We start from the raw sequence: 14,587 nt of genomic DNA, 5'->3' as shown, positions 1-14,587 counted from the left end.
CCGATTTTCCCTGAACGCTTTCGTCCTTCTTGTACGCCCGCTGCGCCCATTCCGGGGTGCGTTGTTGCGTCAAGACGTAGAGACGGCAATGACGCTGTCGCCAGCCGTGTTGGCGATCGACCCTTCATGCACCCGAATGATCGCGTCCATTGATTGCCGGAGATTCGCCGGGTGGGCCAAGGTGGCAATCTCGTCGTCTTCCACATGTTGGCTGTACTGCGCGATATCCGCTGCGAAGATGGTTGTAAGCTTCCTGCTCATATCGCCCCCGGCTATCGAATAACGCCAATATACAATTCAGCCTCCGATGTCCCGGGCCGCATTGTTATTTCCGCCCCATGACATCGCCGGCCAGGCCGGTCAAGCGGCCCGATAAGGCGGCAGATCTTCCGCGCCAGTCCGCGAGCGGGCGTCGGGATATGGCCGGTTTCCGCCATACAATGGTGGTTGGACGGCACCTAGCAGGCGGCATGGTGCGACGAGACTGCCGCTTGCTGATAGCTCGGGCAAGTCCGGATCTGGTGACCGGCATACGGCACGATGGATGGTAGGGCTTGGCCTTTGCGGACATCAACACGAATACAAGAAAGCCATCTTAGGCCCCGTCCGAAGTCATTTCTATTGCCAGTTCGCCGATCATCGAACGCAACCACCTGTGGGCCGGGTCGTGGCGATAGCGAACGTGCCAAGCCATCTGCACTGGAAAAGTGCCGAGATCGACGGGCGCCGGTAGTACCTTCAGCCGCGGATCGCGTTCAAGGCTTCGGCAGACAAGGCTCGGCAGCGTTGCGCAGTAATCCGTGACGGCAAGCATCTCTGGCACGGCAAGGAAGTGCGTGACAGAAACGGCAACCTCTCGCTTGAGGTTTTGTTGCCCCAATGCCTGGAAGAGGCCGGCGCGCAGCCGGCCCGGCGGAAGCACGTTCACGTGCTTGAGGCCTTCATATTGTTCTCGGGAAATACGGTCTCGAACGTCAGGATGGTCCTTGCGCACCACGCAGGCAAGTCCGTCGTCCATCAGATGCTGGACGACAAGATTGTCGGGCGGATCGACGATCCGGCCAAGCACCATTGCGGTGGTACCAGAGATCACCCCGGTTTCGGCAAGGTCATTCCCAAATGGTGTCATACGGAGCTTAATTCCTGGCGCATGCTCACGAAGCCGCGCCACAAGGGCAGGCATCAGCACGAGCTCGACATAACTGTTGGGCGCGAGCGTGAACAGACGTTCGGTGCTTTCCTGCTGGAACTCCTGCTGGTTGAAAATGAGATCGTCCAATTGAGCCAGCGCTGCTTCGATCGTCGGAGCGATCTCCTCGGCCAGTTGCGTCGGCCTTATGCCGTACCTTTCCCGGATGAACAGCGGATCCCGCAGGGTATCGCGCAGGCGGTTCAACGAATTGGACAGCGCCGGCTGGGTGATGCCCAGTCGCGCTGCAGCCCGTGTCACGCTCCGCTCTTCCATCAGGGCCAGGAAAACCGGGAGCAGGTTCAGATCGTATCTCATCGAGATATAATTCCATATGAATATCTAAAATCAAAGAAGTAAATTTCTGAAATATGTGGGCAGGTGTCACTATCAGCTCATCGACAAGCCGCTGCAGCTGGTCGAACTCCAAATCAACCGGCACGACGCCTCATGGCGCGGCATCATCTGACGAAGGATCCGACAATGAAAGTCCTCATGGTGCTTACCTCCCACGATACTCTCGGTAACACCGGCAAGATAACCGGCTTCTGGCTCGAGGAGCTGGCAGCGCCGTACTATGTCTTCAAGAACGGCGGCGCCGAGATCACCCTCGCCTCGCCAAAGGGTGGCCAGCCGCCGCTCGACCCGAAGAGCGACGAGCCGATGTTCCAGACCGACCTTACGCGGCGCTTCAATGCCGACGAGGTTGCCAAGGCGCAGCTTGCAGAAACTGTGCGCCTGGACAGCGTCGACCAGAAGGACTTCGATACGGTCTTTTACCCCGGCGGCCACGGACCGCTGTGGGATCTGGCCGAAGATCCGAATTCGATCAGACTGATCGAATCCTTCATCGCGGCCGGCAAGCCGATCGCTCTCGTTTGCCATGCACCGGGCGTCCTGCACCGCGTGACCAATCCCGACGGCACGCCGTTCGTTCAAGGACGCTACGTCACCGGCTTCACCAACAGCGAGGAAGAGGCTGTCGGTCTGACGAAGGTCGTGCCGTTCCTGGTCGAGGACGAACTAATCGGCCTCGGTGCGGTCTTTTCCAAGGTCAAGGACTGGGGCGTGCACACAGTCGTCGATGGCCAGCTTATCACCGGTCAGAACCCGGCGTCATCGAGCGAGGCAGCGGAGGCGCTGCTAGGCACTTTGAGCCAGAGGTAGGCCAAGACCGCCTGAACAAACTGGAACACCGTGATCTGCCGACGGCTTGTGTCGGCGGATCACCTTCAGAAACTGGAGTTTGCCATGTCCACTACCGTTGCAACGATATTGCTGTCGGACGCCCAACAGATGATCGAAAGGTCGATCGCCGCCGCCCGCTCGCTGGATCTTGCCTGCTCAATCGCCGTCGTCGACTCGTCTGGGCACCTGCTGTCCTTTATTCGCCAGGACGGGGCGATGGCAGGCTCAGCGGCGCTTGCCATCGACAAAGCCTTTACCGCTCACATTTTCAACAAGAGGACGGACGCGCTCAATGCACTGGCCCAGCCTGGCGCCGAACTCTACGGCATCCAGCATTCTCATGGTGGAAGGGTCGTGGTTTTTGGAGGCGGCATTCCCATCCAATTTGAAGGGCGGACGATCGCCGCAATTGGCGTGAGCGGTGGGACCGTCGCTGAAGACATCGCCATCGCCGAGGCCGGCTCGGTAGCCTCCTCGTAATCTCCGGCGAGCGCCTGTCGTCGGAACAGAGCCCGGCGACCTCGCTCAGTCATCAAACCAACCACTCGCCGCGCTTCGAAGACTGGACAACCAGTCAAGGGCTTCGCGCGTCCTGCGAGGAGGTCATCAACCTCGGGAGAAATCAAATTGAATGGAGCTGATTGCGATAAGGACGAGCACCGCAAGTCCTCTGAATTGACCATGGCGGTCGCCATCACCTGTGTGGTGCTGGTCGCTATCGACCTGCGACCGGCTATTGTGTCGGTCGGTCCTCTTCTTCCTTCTATCCGGAACGAGTTTGCGATTTCGAACGCACAGGCATCGTTGCTGACAGCAATCCCTGCACTGTTGATGGGGCTGTTCGCTTTCCCGACACCATGGCTTGCCCGCCGCTTCGGGCGCGACAAGGTGATGCTTGTTGCGCTCGCCACCCTTACCATCGCCACTCTCGCGCGTGCGTTTGCGGACAGCGTTATCTCACTCTTCGTCGCCACGGCGGGTGTGGGTGCGGGAATTGCCGTTGCCGGAGCCTTGGTCGCCGGCTTTATCAAGAAGAACTATCCGCACCGTGTGGCGCTGTTCACCGGCATCTATGCCTCCGCGATCGGGCTGGGGAGCACAATATCGGCTGCACTGGCCGGCCCCCTGGCTGAAGCAAGCGGCGGATGGAGACTCGGTGCGGGCATCTTCACCCTGCCTGGTTTTATCGCGATCGGCGCCTGGATGGTGATTGCGCGAGCGGAACGGAGAGCCGAGGCCGTTCGGTCTGGCACGCTTGCTCCCCAGAAGGGTAGTTCGCTCCCGTTCACCAACCGAGTGGCGTGGTTGGCCGCGTCTTATTTCGCGCTCAACAACTTCCTGTTCTTTGGTCTGATCGCGTGGACGGCGCCCATGTATATCGAGCGCGGCATGAGCGGCACGGATGCGGCGGTACTCCTCGCCAGTTTCACTGCCGCATTTATGGTTGCAAATCCCCTTGCCGGTTTCATCAGTCGGAACAACGATCGGCGGCGTCTGATTGCTCTCTTCGCGTCTGGGTCGCTGTCCGGTATCCTGGCGATTGCCCTCATGCCGTCGATGATGCCGTATCTTTGCATTCCCCTGACCGCCTTGGGTATCGGAGGCTCCTTTACCCTGGGCATGGTCCTGCCGCTCGATCATGCACGCGATGCGAACGAAGCGAACTCCTGGACAGCCTTTGTTCTGGGCATTGGTTACTTCGTAGGCGCCTTGGGTCCATTCTTGCTTGGCGTGGCGCGCGACAGCACCGGGGGGTTCACTGTTCCAGTCTGGATGCTGGTTATCGCCGCGGTTCTCAAGCTGTCACTGGCCCCGCTGCTTCACCCCCGCCGCATCTAGCTGGGGGAAAGCAGCAATCACCGTGTCCACCGCTCTTGTTCGGTCGCCCTCCCGACCTCACAAAATGGAGACGTTAAGCGCTGGGGCTCCTTCTGGCGGGCCGAGAGGCGGCCGAACTCAGATCGTCCGCCAGGCCAAGCGCAGCGCCGACGACTCCGCCGCGCCGCCCATGACGATGTCCAGTATGCGGTGCGCCGGCAGATGCGCGATGCGGAACGTGACATCGAGGTGTCGACCCGTCGCATCGGCGAGATCGGCCAGGATATCGGTCGGTTCGTTCCGACCTCCGGTGATGCCTTCGCAATGACCGTGATGGGCAAGGTCCACCATGAGCGCAAGGAAGCCGGTCGCGCGCTGATGAAGGAGATTCTCAGGCGATGTCACGTTGTTTCGTCAGTGATCGAAGAGGCTGTGGATCTGCGAAATCAGGCACGTGCGCCGGTCACGGCCTTCCACTGTGCCATGGCGCGGATTCGATGGATGTGGGTGGCACGAGCTGAGCATATTTGAGGTGGTGCGACGAAGAGATTTCTGCCTGCCGAAAAGATCGATACGAAGCGCTGCACGCCGCCGGCCGATCGAAATCCCTGCATCATCCGTTCTCGTTTTCGCAGCGGTAGGTGAGAGTTCTCCGCCCGGTTGTTGAGACCCTTGTGAGATCGATGTTCGACATCTGGCATGACTTCCCGCTTTGCCGCGCCGTACGAGCGCAGTTTGTCGGTGACGATGCGCTTCGGCATGAGACCTTGCTTCCTTAGCAGCCTGATCAGCAATCGCTTGGCGGCCTTGGTATCGCGGCGGGTCTGGACGATCTCATCGAGAACATAGCCATCCTGATCGACGGCGCGCCACAGCCAGTCTTTCGTCCGGCGATGCAAATCACCACCTCATCCAGATGCCAGATGTCTGCTCGCGAGGGCTTCTTGTGGCGCAGTTGCTTTGCATAGGTCGGACCGAATTTGCGGCCCCATCGCCGGATCGTTTCATACGACACAACAACCCCGCGCTCCAACAGCATCTCCTCAACCAGCCGCAGGCTCAAAGGGAACCGGAAATACAGCCAGACCGCGCGGGCGATGATCTGCGGCGGAAAGCGGTGGTTCTTGTAGCTGATGGTACGTTCGCTCATCCCCGCCCAGTTATCCGCGAACCGTTAAGCCACAGACAACGTGACATCGCCGAAGACGCAGATCGAAACCCAGCCGGTCTATTCGGCAACGACCGGCGAGATGTGTTCTGTGGAGGCGCTTGCGCGGTGGCGGTGTCACCGTCGCCGCCATCTTCGCCGTCGGTGTCAACACCGCGATTTCTTCTATTGCACTCGCCATCAGCTTGTCCATCCGGTCTCGAAGCTCCTTCTCGTCCAAAACCTTACCTCCAGATCGAACATCGGCGAGGATTTTTGCCACCACTCCCTCGTCTCCCGATGATTTCGGCGACGTAGGCTTCGATATCGGTAGTGCCGATCACTTCCGACACCCATTGGGCGAGAAGCCGGTCTCGAGGAGAGCTCACCTTGAACGCCAATTCGGTATCCAGGAAGTACTTTCCTCCAGCGCTCTTTTCCGCTCTTCCAGTGCGTTCATGGTGCGTCCTCCCCGTGTGAAGGCGTCGCGCTCAATAAATGTTCGAGAAGATTAGGATCTATTTTGACGAATTGCCGCATCCGGTTGCCGGCAGAAATCGACGGCAGATGAATGAACGTTGCGACATGCTGATAGGCCAGTCGTGAAAGCCCTTCGATCAATTCCTCATCCCGCTCGATCTTGTAATCACCTGCCGGATGGATTCCATCGATATCTGGCAGTTCAAAAGGTGCAGAAAAGTGAACGATGGTATTAGTTGTGCGCGTTGACATGGCGATAATCTCCGAAAACGGTCTCACTACTGGCTGACGGAAAGCGGGTTGGCCGCTTCATCCGGCCAGCAGCACCGGGCGTTGCCCATCGGAATTCGGGAGGATGGCGGGTCAAGGGTCTCTGACACCGCGAAAAAGCCATAGCGGCCAAACGACGACCGATTATCATTACGCTCTAATTGCGTCGCGATTAGGACGGCAAAGCACCTGGGCATGACGCCGCACGCTCTTCAGGAAGCCGCCTCCAGAGTCTATGCGAATCGACGCGGAAATAAATTCACACTCACTGCTCGCGATGTTCGTTGAGCGCAAAACTGCTTATCGCGCCTGACGCGCTCAAAATGGAGATCGTCGTCGGTCGGATGCTCGTATCACCAAAGAAAGTGGGCCGCGGGGGGTTCATTGACGGGCGTATCGGCGAAGTCGAAGTCATCAATGTCCTTTGCGAGCGGCAGCTTGGCGATGCTGAGTTGGTAGCGAATGGAGCGGGCCTGCTTCTCGGCGATCTCCGACTGCAACAGATCGCCAACGATGCGCGGCGGTTCGTGCTGCCGTTTGATGCCGTTGCCCATGACCTCGTCGTAGGCGCTGCGCATTCCATAGAGCTTCAGCGTGCTCATGAGTTCGAGAACCTGTGTGCGTTCCATCAGCTTGCCCTCCTGAGGCTGTCATAGCGTGCGCTGTCGGCGACTGGTTCATGGGTAAGCCGCAACGCATCCGGGGTTTGCAGGGTTACGGCCGGAGCCGGATCACGGCTGCGGGCGAGAATGTTGATGATCACCGAGGCCGAGCAGACACCGTGATCCAAAGCCTCCTGGCAGGCAGCATCGACGGCCGCCAGACCGTCGGTGTGAACACAGCCAAGGATAGTGAGCATCTGCCGATCACCATGATGGACGCTCTTCAGCCGTCGGCGCACTTTCTCCATAGCTGTGGGTAAGACCCATTCACGGAACGGCGCACCATTGCGTAAAGCACCGGGTTTGCGTGCCAGAACGGGGACATAATGCCAGGGATCGTAGATCGTCTCGCCACGACCAAAGCAACGCCGATGCTCGCCGACATTCACGCCGTCCTGCCTGATGACGATCTTCTCGGCATAGGCGTGAACCTCGACGGGACGGGCGACCGCAGTCGAGAGGACAGAGTATTTGTTGTTGTCGAAGCGGACTGTGCAGGTCTTCGACACCGAGGCGGGAACGCCGTGGAAGCCATCGAACGGTCCAACGTAATGCACCAGGCTGCCGCGCTCCTCCTCGAACATCTGCCAGATCATCCGCTCGGTCTGCTCGGGATGGCGGTGTGCCTTGGCGTAGACGATGCATTTGTCGAGCAGCCAGACGTTCAGCTCCTCCAGGCTTTTGACCCGTAGGCGTGGAGTGAAGAAGCGCTCGCGCACTAGACCGACCTGGTTCTCGACCTGTCCCTTCTCCCATCCGGATGCGGGCGTGCAGGCAACGGGATGGACCAGATAGTGGCTGCACATCTGCAGGAAGCGGCGATTGTATTGTCGCTCCTTGCCGACGAACACCGCCTCGACCGCAGTCTTCATGTTATCGTAGATGCCGCGCGTGCTGGTGCCACGGAAGAAGACGAAGGCCTTGTCATGGGCATCGAACACCATCTCCTGGCTCTCGCGCATGTAGGCTCGGGCGAACATCATCCGGCTGTGGCAGAGCCGGACATGGGCGACCTTCACGGTCGTCGTCACGCCGTTGATCAGAATGATCTCGTGGCTCCAGTCGAACTGGTAAGCCTCACCTGGCGCGTAGTAGAGCGGCACATAGGCTTCCGACGGGCAGACTTTAGGCTGACGCCACCGTGAACCCGGTAAACCGGAAATCGGCGAAATTGAAACGACGCCACCACGCTAAACTGGCGGCCAAAACCACAGGATCAGAGGCACGCCCAGCACGACCACGATGAACGAGAGCGGCAGCCCCAACTTCCAATAGTCACCGAAGCGATAACCGCCGGGACCCAGCACCAAAGTGTTGCACTGATGTCCAACAGGCGTGAGAAAATCGCAGGCCGCCCCCACAGCGACTGCCATCAGAAACGAATCCGGATTGTAGCCAAGGCGCTGAGCAAGCGTTACCGCGATCGGGGCAATCACGAGAACGGTGGCTGCATTGTTTAGAAACGGCGTCGCCGCCATTGCTGCCACCATGATCATTGCAAGGGCGCCGTAGGGGGGCAAGGTGTTGGAGAGCTGAGCGAGGCCGCCGGCGATAAGGTCGGCACCACCGGTCGCACGGATCGACTCGCTGACCGGAATGAGAGCGCCGAGCATTATCAGGATGGGCCAGTCCACAGCCTCGTAAGCTTCCCGAAGCGAAAGTGAACCGAGCAGTACCGTCAGGACAGCAGCCGTAAAGAAAGCCGTGGCAACGGGCAGCAGGCCTAATGCAGTTAGCATCATGGCACCAGTCAGGACCACCACCGGAATCAGACCTTTTCGGGGGTTCCCCAAGCGGATTTCGCGCCCGGCTAACGGAAGAAGACCGAGTTCCATCAACCTGGTTGGGAGAAGCACGAGATCGCCCTTCAAAACGAGAACGTCCCCTGGTCTTAACGCGATGTCGCGCAAACGCTCGGTGAAGCGCTTGCTGCTCCGGCTCACCGCGAGAAGATTGATATTGAAACGGTCATGTAGCGCCAAGCGCTTGGCGGTTTGCCCGATCAAGACTGATTTCGGGCCGATCACCACCTCAATCCCGGCAATCTCCTCGTCAACTCCTTTTGCTTCCGTGGGGCGGTCGTGCCCCTCCAGTTCCAGACGCGCGCGACTGATGCCTCGCTCCAACGCTTGAGGGTCACCTTCCAACAGAACGATATCGCCCTGACGAAGGACGACGTCCGGCCGTGCCATCAGGCGCTCGACCCGGTTGCGGACAAGGCCGGTGACAAGGACCTCCTCGTCCAACAAGGTCGACAAATGACCGATCGACTTGCCGAGAACGGTCGAACTCGCAGTAATGCGGGCCTCTGTCATGTAGTCCTTGATGTTAAGCGCCTTCTCCATTGTCGCGACCGCCTCGCGTCCCGGGGGAAGCAGTCGGTAGCCAAACGCCAAAAAGACTACCCCCGCTGCGACAAGCCCTAAGCCGACAGGAGTGAAATCGAACATGTTGAAAGGTCGGCCCGTCAGTTCCTCGCGCATCCGGGAAACGACAATATTCGGCGATGTGCCAATGAGGGTCATGAGCCCACCAAGCAGGGAACCGAACGCCATCGGCATGAGAAAGGACGAAGGGGAAGCTTTCGACCGGCGCGCCATCTGGAATGCGACTGGGATCATCATCGCCAACGCGCCGATGTTCTTGATGAACACGGAGAGAACCGAGACGGTCGTTACGAGAATAACAACCTGAGCCTGCACAGAGGTCACGCTGGGCGCCACCCGATGGAGGAATGCCCCTATCACACCACTGCGCTCAATCGCGGCGCTGACGACCAGCGCGCTGGCTACAATGATGACAATGTCGTCGCCGAAGCCGGAGAACGCTGCCTTGTGCGGCACGATGCCGGTGAAAACCGCGGCAAGCAACGCGAGAACCGCAATGAGGTCGTAGCGGAGCCGTCCCCATATGAAAGCGACCATCAGGCCGATCAGAATGGCGAAGGCGATAGCCTGAGCCTGTGTCATCGATAAAGTCCCGACCAACTCTTCCCAATGCCAGGTCCATTTTACGCGCATGAAAGAGCTAATGTCTGGATAACTTACCAGCTTCTTTCAATCGCGCGGCACCCCGAACGGCCGCCCAGGGTGTTTTTCCAGCTCCGTAGAGCGGAAGCACGCTTGATCAGACGACTAGAGGATGCTTCCGAAAAGAACCGAATAGACAATCACAGCAATCGCCAGCGTAAACGCAAGCGATACGAACAGGCGCGTGAAGTCGTAGGTATGGAAGCGGGCGGGGATGAGGTTTTTCATAGCGATCACCTATTTTTCGTTCTGGTTGGCCTAACTATGCTCGGTGTCTGCTGCGCTTCAGGATGGGGCCAGAACAAGAGTCGTCCGAAATCGTACGCTAAGGGCGAACCGAATGAGAACCTGCGACCCGCTGCAGCGCAGCTGGCAGGCGGAGCGATCGAAATCCGTTCGGCATCTGATTGTCCGCGTCGAGCCGATCTGCAGACTGTTGCCGATTGCCCCGTCAACCTACTACGAGAACATTGCCAAACGCCTGGACGTGGACCGGTTATCGGTCCGCGCCCGCGGCGACATTGCATTGCAGATCGAGATACGTTTGATCATGCCTTTTGCGGCTTTTTGGTCTGTTTGGCTCATGCCGATTACAACATCGAGTTACCATAGAAGTTCCGGGCACTCGGCATCGATTGCGGTTTGCCCGCGACGGATCGATTTTCACCCTCGGCAGAGTGCCGCTGCTCGGGCGATCCGTGTCGTTCTTGGGCGTCTGGTGAAAGGCTGGGCCCACAGTTGAATTTAACTGGATGCTCCAATCGCTCCCGGGTCTCGGGTGGCGGCCGGTTAAGCCGTTAGTAGCTTGACGACTTCATCAAGCGCGCAAGGTCTGGCGGCAATTGAAGCGGGAGGGCTTCGACGTTGCCCGCTCCACCGTCGCCCGGCTCATGCGATTGATGGGACTTCGGGGTATCATCCGGGGCAAGGCGATCCGCACGACGGTCACAAAACGGCTCCCAGCCCGCTCGACCGCGTGAACCGCCAGTTCAAGGCTCCTGCGCCGAACAGGCTCTGGGTTTCGGATTTTACCTACGTCGCAACCTGGCAGGGCTTCGTCTACGTGGCCTTCGTCATCGACGCCTTCGCCCGACGCATCGTCGGCTGGCGCGTGAGCCGAACGGCGGCACGCCGTAGACGCGGAAGTTCGCCTCGAAGACGCGGCGTGGTGCTGACCATCTTCGTCATCGCGATCATTCTTGCTGTGGCGTGTCTCACTTTTTTCACCCCAGGAGAAGTCGAGCCACGACCGTCGGCGTCGCCGACAGTGAGAGAGGGCGGCCAGTGACCGCGCGAGCAACTGCTTTCGGGATCGGGGTAGGTGCCGGTCTGGGGGCGGCATTCGGTGCAACGATGCTCGACAGCGTCCCAATTGGAATGGCAATCGGCATAGCCGTTGGCGCGGCGTGCGGTTGGGCGGCTTCTAAGCGAAAGAAATAATCGGAAGCATCACTTCCATCGCGCGGAGTGCTGCTTATCCGCGGGGACTGGCCTGGATCGCGCACAGGACGATCTGCTTGCCACCCACGGGGCTGAGGTGTGCTTGGCTGAAGTTGGTTGATTATATAGGACGACATGGTTGATCGCTACTCAACGAGAATTCTCCGGATCAGCTCCGGCGCAGATCAATGCGGCTCGTGACAACCGACTTCCCCGTCTTCGGATCGGTATCGACCGTCGTAAGTCGCATGCCAGACGCTCCGACCTTCTCGATCGTCATCTGCGCCCGTCGATCACCGCTCACTTCCTTCGCCGAGGTGATGCCAAGGTTGATTGTGTCGCCGGCACGCTGCCCGCCGAGGCCAGCGGTGCCAGTGCCCGCGCCGACATAGGATCCGGAGTACCTGTTGCCGGTCGCCCGAACTTGTATAAGGGCAGGCCCTACGATGAAATGGACCGATGGTCCAATGGCAGGCGTCTGTCGAAGGCCACCGGCGCGTTCAGCTCACTAAACGATGATCGCAATATAGCCCCCTGTGACGCTCAGGGCCTGTCACAACTCAGAAACCTCGACGGCGACGTCCATCGACACAAACGCATTGGCGGCGCCAGTGAAGCCGCCGGAGATCGGCACTGCGTGCGCAATATCACGGACCACTGCCACAGGGATGAGATTTGCACCACCCATGGAGCGATTTGTCGGGTCGAAGGTAATCCATCCGGCGCCGGGGAGAAACACGTCTACCCAGGCATGGGTCGATCCGCTGTCCCTCGAGCCAAAGAGCATCTGATTGGGGTTGAAAAGGTATCCTGACACGATTCGCGCGCCGAAACCCAGAAGCCGGGCGGCTTCAGCAAAAAGGACCGCGAAATCGCGACAACTGCCAGATCGAACAGCAAGAGTTTCCAGTGGTGATTGCGTCCCCTCGGCCTCCCGGCTTTGATAGGTAATCTCGTTCGACACGCCGCCGCTGAGGTCTTTTAAAAGCGAGAGGGTATCAGTCGAGCCGGATCTAACGAACGCCCGTACCCACTGCTGAAACAGGTTGGAAGGATCGGGGTATTGGACTTCTCGCAGGCCACCAAGATCCTTCCATTCGTGCTCACCATAGGAAAAGGGGTAAGTGATGGCAGACGCTGCGATATCGAAAACCGGCCAGGCTGCCGACGTTAGGTCGACCACCGCTTTGCTGTCGATTTTCAGGCAATCTGTTGGCTCCGCGAACCTAGCCGTCGCGACGGCATTCGCAAACACGTCGGTCGCCCAACTCATTTTTGCATCTGGCCATGAAACGACGTCATGGCTGACGAGCAGGAGTTCGCGCCCTTCTCGAGGGCGAAGGGTCAATCGGTGGGGCCCGAGCGCAATCGGATAACGATAACGGTAGGTCGTGGTATGTCGGATGCTGAGTTTCGTCATCGCCACTCCAAGTGCCGGGTCAGGGTATTCCGCCGTGGTTCTCGCCATGGTGGGATTCCTCTGAGCACGCGCAAGCCGTCGTTTAGGACATTCATATGGTCAGGACATCGATAAAAAGTACCGTAAACGTCTTACTTTATTTGGTGAGGCAACGTCGTGAGTGGAAAGCTCAAGACGGGGAGGCACCCCAGATGCGCCGCTCAAACGTGGTGGACATAAAGCTCGGCGAGCGCGGCCGATACTTCCAGGTCACCGCCCAACTGGCAGCTTCAACCCGATCGGCCAGCTCTTGATGGACAAGACTTCGCCTTGTCCAAGCGCGTCGTCGAGATTGAACTATGTCGGTGGAGTACATGGGAGGGATGAAATATCAATGAAGGGCAGTGCCCCTCCGTTGGCCAACGTGCCGGACAGCCTATAAAGTTTCTATTCGATATCCTTGCTCTCTGATCTGTCTGCGATCTGCTGTTCGGCGAAAAGCGACCATGCCGAGATAAACAGGGCGGCAATCAAGGGGCCAATGACAAAACCATTGATGCCGAACAGGGAGATGCCGCCGACCGTTGAGATCAACACCACATAGTCGGGCAGCCGCGTCCCTTGGCCCACCAGTGGCGGACGCAGCAGGTTATCGATTAGCCCTATGACAAATACGCCGATGAGAACCAGGATTGCTGCTTTCAACCAGGCACCCGTGAGAACTAGCCAGATGGCGGCTGGAACCCATACAAGTGCTGCTCCAATTGCAGGCAGCATTGACATGAACGCCATGGTCACGCCCCACAAAAGGGCGGCCTCCACTCCAAGAGCCCAGAATGCCACGCCTCCGATCGTTCCTTGGATCACAGCAATGATGATATTCCCCTTGACGGTTGCCCGAACGACAGCGGAAAACTTGTCGCGAAACTGGCGGGTATAGTCGTCGTTGAGAGGGATTGCATGTCGGATAGTCCGGCCGAGGTCAGCGCCATCCCTGAAGAGGAAGAAAAGCAGATAAAGCATGATCCCGAAGCTGATGAAGAACTGCAGCGTGTTTTGGCCAAAACTCAGCACGCTGCCGGCGACCGACCGGCTTGCCTGTACTGCGCCTGAGGAGATGTTCGCGCGAAGCTCCGCAAAGCCGCCCAGCTTCAATGAGTTCAGCCAGTTGTCGATGAAGCCGGGCAACGCATTCTGAATCCGGACCAGATAGTCATTGAGGTCGATTTCGTTGCTGCTTATCCGTTGGTAAAGACTGGTGCCTTCCTGGATAAGAGAAACGAGGATAATCAATGCCGGTACGATGACGAGGCCGATGCACATCAGCACCGTCAGCAGGGCAGCGATGCCTCGACGGCCTCCAAGTAAAAGCGCCAGTCGCATGTTCACTGGAAAGAAGATGATCGCGAGGATCACCGCCCAGAAGACCGCCGCGTAATAGGGGACAAGCAGCCAGATGAACGCGATCGTCACCAGCGCTAGCATGACATAGAAGCTCGTACGTTGGATAGACATGTCTGCCTTGTTCGCTGGCCAGTCTTCACCGCCACCGGCGTAGGAATAATAGTTCGCAAAATCTCTCATCCTAACCATAGCCGCGTCACGGCATAAGGCCAACGCGAATCCGGCGTGGGAGGAACGCGGACAACCTGACTACTGCAGGTCTGCACCGACGCGATCTCGCTCATCACGCACGCCCCGAGCCCGGGGGCACTGTCCTCCGGCGAAGGACTCATTCGCGAATCGCTTTCGAGAACTGCGAATCGGCGGCCTTCAATCGGGGCTGACTATCGTCGACGCCGTGCAGTTACGGCGCCATCAGCGCTCCCCTCCAAGCAAATCGTGCTGAAGAAGAAGGCAATGGCGCAGTGGCTTGATGAAAACATCGTCTCTGTGACGACCAAGTTCCTTTCTTCTAGCGACGCTGGCGAGAAGGCCAAGGTCTAGGGAACAACGATGGTCCGG

General features: G+C 58.8%; 13 protein-coding genes and 6 pseudogenes. 5 read left to right on the top strand and 14 right to left on the bottom strand.

All coding sequences use genetic code 11. The annotated features are described in order from the left end of the window. Positions 1 to 69 precede the first annotated feature (69 nt). A complete protein-coding gene (locus CO660_RS28550) occupies positions 70 to 261 on the bottom strand; it encodes an adenylate/guanylate cyclase domain-containing protein (protein WP_097601431.1) in 192 nt (63 codons plus the stop codon). Between the two features lie 334 nt (positions 262 to 595). Then, positions 596 to 1,507, bottom strand: a complete 912-nt coding sequence (locus tag CO660_RS28545; RefSeq protein ID WP_097601430.1) for a LysR substrate-binding domain-containing protein — start codon at positions 1,505 to 1,507, stop codon at positions 596 to 598. 165 nt (positions 1,508 to 1,672) lie between these two features. On the opposite strand from CO660_RS28545, the gene CO660_RS28540 reads away from it, so the two are divergent. From CO660_RS28540 to CO660_RS28530, 3 genes are all read left to right on the top strand, one after another. Further along, the gene (locus CO660_RS28540; protein ID WP_097601445.1) at positions 1,673 to 2,356 is read left to right on the top strand and encodes a type 1 glutamine amidotransferase domain-containing protein; all 684 of its coding nucleotides are present in this window, start codon (positions 1,673 to 1,675) and stop codon (positions 2,354 to 2,356) included. An 84-nt stretch (positions 2,357 to 2,440) separates the two neighbouring features. Further along, a complete protein-coding gene (locus CO660_RS28535; protein WP_097601444.1) occupies positions 2,441 to 2,857 on the top strand; it encodes a heme-binding protein in 417 nt (138 codons plus the stop codon). A gap of 147 nt (positions 2,858 to 3,004) precedes the next feature. Beyond that, positions 3,005 to 4,216, top strand: a complete 1,212-nt coding sequence (locus tag CO660_RS28530) for an MFS transporter (RefSeq protein ID WP_245421397.1) — start codon at positions 3,005 to 3,007, stop codon at positions 4,214 to 4,216. 117 nt (positions 4,217 to 4,333) lie between these two features. On the opposite strand, the gene CO660_RS33480 is transcribed toward CO660_RS28530, so the two are convergent. The 9 genes and pseudogenes from CO660_RS33480 to CO660_RS34400 form a co-directional block, all read right to left on the bottom strand. Further along, a complete protein-coding gene (locus CO660_RS33480; RefSeq protein WP_176536402.1) occupies positions 4,334 to 4,600 on the bottom strand; it encodes a hypothetical protein in 267 nt (88 codons plus the stop codon). Between the two features lie 41 nt (positions 4,601 to 4,641). Then, a pseudogene (locus tag CO660_RS28520) lies at positions 4,642 to 5,392 on the bottom strand (IS6 family transposase). Continuing rightward, entirely contained in the window at positions 5,356 to 5,625 is a 270-nt protein-coding gene (locus CO660_RS34135) for a hypothetical protein (protein ID WP_245421399.1), read from the bottom strand. The pseudogene CO660_RS28520 and the gene CO660_RS34135 overlap by 37 nt, the downstream one beginning before the upstream one ends. Then, positions 5,588 to 5,731 carry a hypothetical protein gene (locus tag CO660_RS34130; RefSeq protein ID WP_245421398.1) on the bottom strand — a complete coding sequence of 48 codons (144 nt, stop codon included), beginning with the start codon at positions 5,729 to 5,731 and terminating at the stop codon, positions 5,588 to 5,590. The genes CO660_RS34135 and CO660_RS34130 overlap by 38 nt, the downstream gene beginning before the upstream one ends. Positions 5,732 to 5,798: 67 nt before the next feature. Then, a complete protein-coding gene (locus CO660_RS28510; RefSeq protein ID WP_097601429.1) occupies positions 5,799 to 6,074 on the bottom strand; it encodes a hypothetical protein in 276 nt (91 codons plus the stop codon). Between the two features lie 398 nt (positions 6,075 to 6,472). After that, positions 6,473 to 6,721, bottom strand: a pseudogene (locus CO660_RS28505) (ATP-binding protein); the annotation flags it as partial. Between the two features lie 5 nt (positions 6,722 to 6,726). After that, positions 6,727 to 7,863 (bottom strand): annotated as a pseudogene (gene istA, locus CO660_RS28500) (IS21 family transposase); the annotation flags it as partial. Positions 7,864 to 7,944: 81 nt separating this feature from the next. Continuing rightward, a complete protein-coding gene (locus CO660_RS28495) occupies positions 7,945 to 9,723 on the bottom strand; it encodes an SLC13 family permease (RefSeq protein ID WP_097601428.1) in 1,779 nt (592 codons plus the stop codon). Between the two features lie 165 nt (positions 9,724 to 9,888). After that, positions 9,889 to 10,011: a hypothetical protein gene (locus CO660_RS34400; RefSeq protein ID WP_097601427.1), complete on the bottom strand. Its 123-nt coding sequence runs from the start codon at positions 10,009 to 10,011 to the stop codon at positions 9,889 to 9,891. A 187-nt stretch (positions 10,012 to 10,198) separates the two neighbouring features. On the opposite strand from CO660_RS34400, the pseudogene CO660_RS28485 reads away from it, so the two are divergent. Continuing rightward, positions 10,199 to 10,333, top strand: a pseudogene (locus CO660_RS28485) (IS3 family transposase); the annotation flags it as partial. 259 nt (positions 10,334 to 10,592) lie between these two features. Further along, a pseudogene (locus CO660_RS28480) lies at positions 10,593 to 10,909 on the top strand (DDE-type integrase/transposase/recombinase); the annotation flags it as partial. Positions 10,910 to 11,392: 483 nt separating this feature from the next. Here CO660_RS28480 and CO660_RS34125 read toward each other — a convergent pair. The 3 genes and pseudogenes from CO660_RS34125 to CO660_RS28465 form a co-directional block, all read right to left on the bottom strand. After that, positions 11,393 to 11,647: pseudogene (locus CO660_RS34125) on the bottom strand (hypothetical protein); the annotation flags it as partial. Positions 11,648 to 11,776: 129 nt separating this feature from the next. Then, complete coding sequence (locus tag CO660_RS28470) at positions 11,777 to 12,643, bottom strand: transglutaminase family protein (RefSeq protein WP_097601442.1); 867 nt, start codon at positions 12,641 to 12,643, stop codon at positions 11,777 to 11,779. 426 nt (positions 12,644 to 13,069) lie between these two features. After that, positions 13,070 to 14,137 (bottom strand): AI-2E family transporter, encoded by a 1,068-nt coding sequence (locus CO660_RS28465; protein ID WP_097583051.1) that lies wholly within the window; start codon positions 14,135 to 14,137, stop codon positions 13,070 to 13,072. Between the last annotated feature and the right edge of the window lie 450 nt (positions 14,138 to 14,587).

The organism is Rhizobium sp. L9, assembly GCF_002531885.1.
Classification (GTDB): domain Bacteria; phylum Pseudomonadota; class Alphaproteobacteria; order Rhizobiales; family Rhizobiaceae; genus Rhizobium.
This window is presented reverse-complemented; position numbering and strand designations above follow the sequence as displayed.

Bases quoted from the DNA above. Each gene is read 5' to 3' on its own strand.
- CO660_RS28550 (WP_097601431.1), bottom strand. From the start codon at position 261: ATGAGCAGGAAGCTTACAACCATCTTCGCAGCGGATATCGCGCAGTAC.
- CO660_RS28545 (WP_097601430.1), bottom strand. From the start codon at position 1,507: ATGAGATACGATCTGAACCTGCTCCCGGTTTTCCTGGCCCTGATGGAA.
- CO660_RS28540 (WP_097601445.1), top strand. From the start codon at position 1,673: ATGAAAGTCCTCATGGTGCTTACCTCCCACGATACTCTCGGTAACACC.
- CO660_RS28535 (WP_097601444.1), top strand. From the start codon at position 2,441: ATGTCCACTACCGTTGCAACGATATTGCTGTCGGACGCCCAACAGATG.
- CO660_RS28510 (WP_097601429.1), bottom strand. From the start codon at position 6,074: ATGTCAACGCGCACAACTAATACCATCGTTCACTTTTCTGCACCTTTT.
- CO660_RS28495 (WP_097601428.1), bottom strand. From the start codon at position 9,723: ATGACACAGGCTCAGGCTATCGCCTTCGCCATTCTGATCGGCCTGATG.
- CO660_RS34400 (WP_097601427.1), bottom strand. From the start codon at position 10,011: ATGAAAAACCTCATCCCCGCCCGCTTCCATACCTACGACTTCACGCGC.
- CO660_RS28470 (WP_097601442.1), bottom strand. From the start codon at position 12,643: ATGACGAAACTCAGCATCCGACATACCACGACCTACCGTTATCGTTAT.
- CO660_RS28465 (WP_097583051.1), bottom strand. From the start codon at position 14,137: ATGTCTATCCAACGTACGAGCTTCTATGTCATGCTAGCGCTGGTGACG.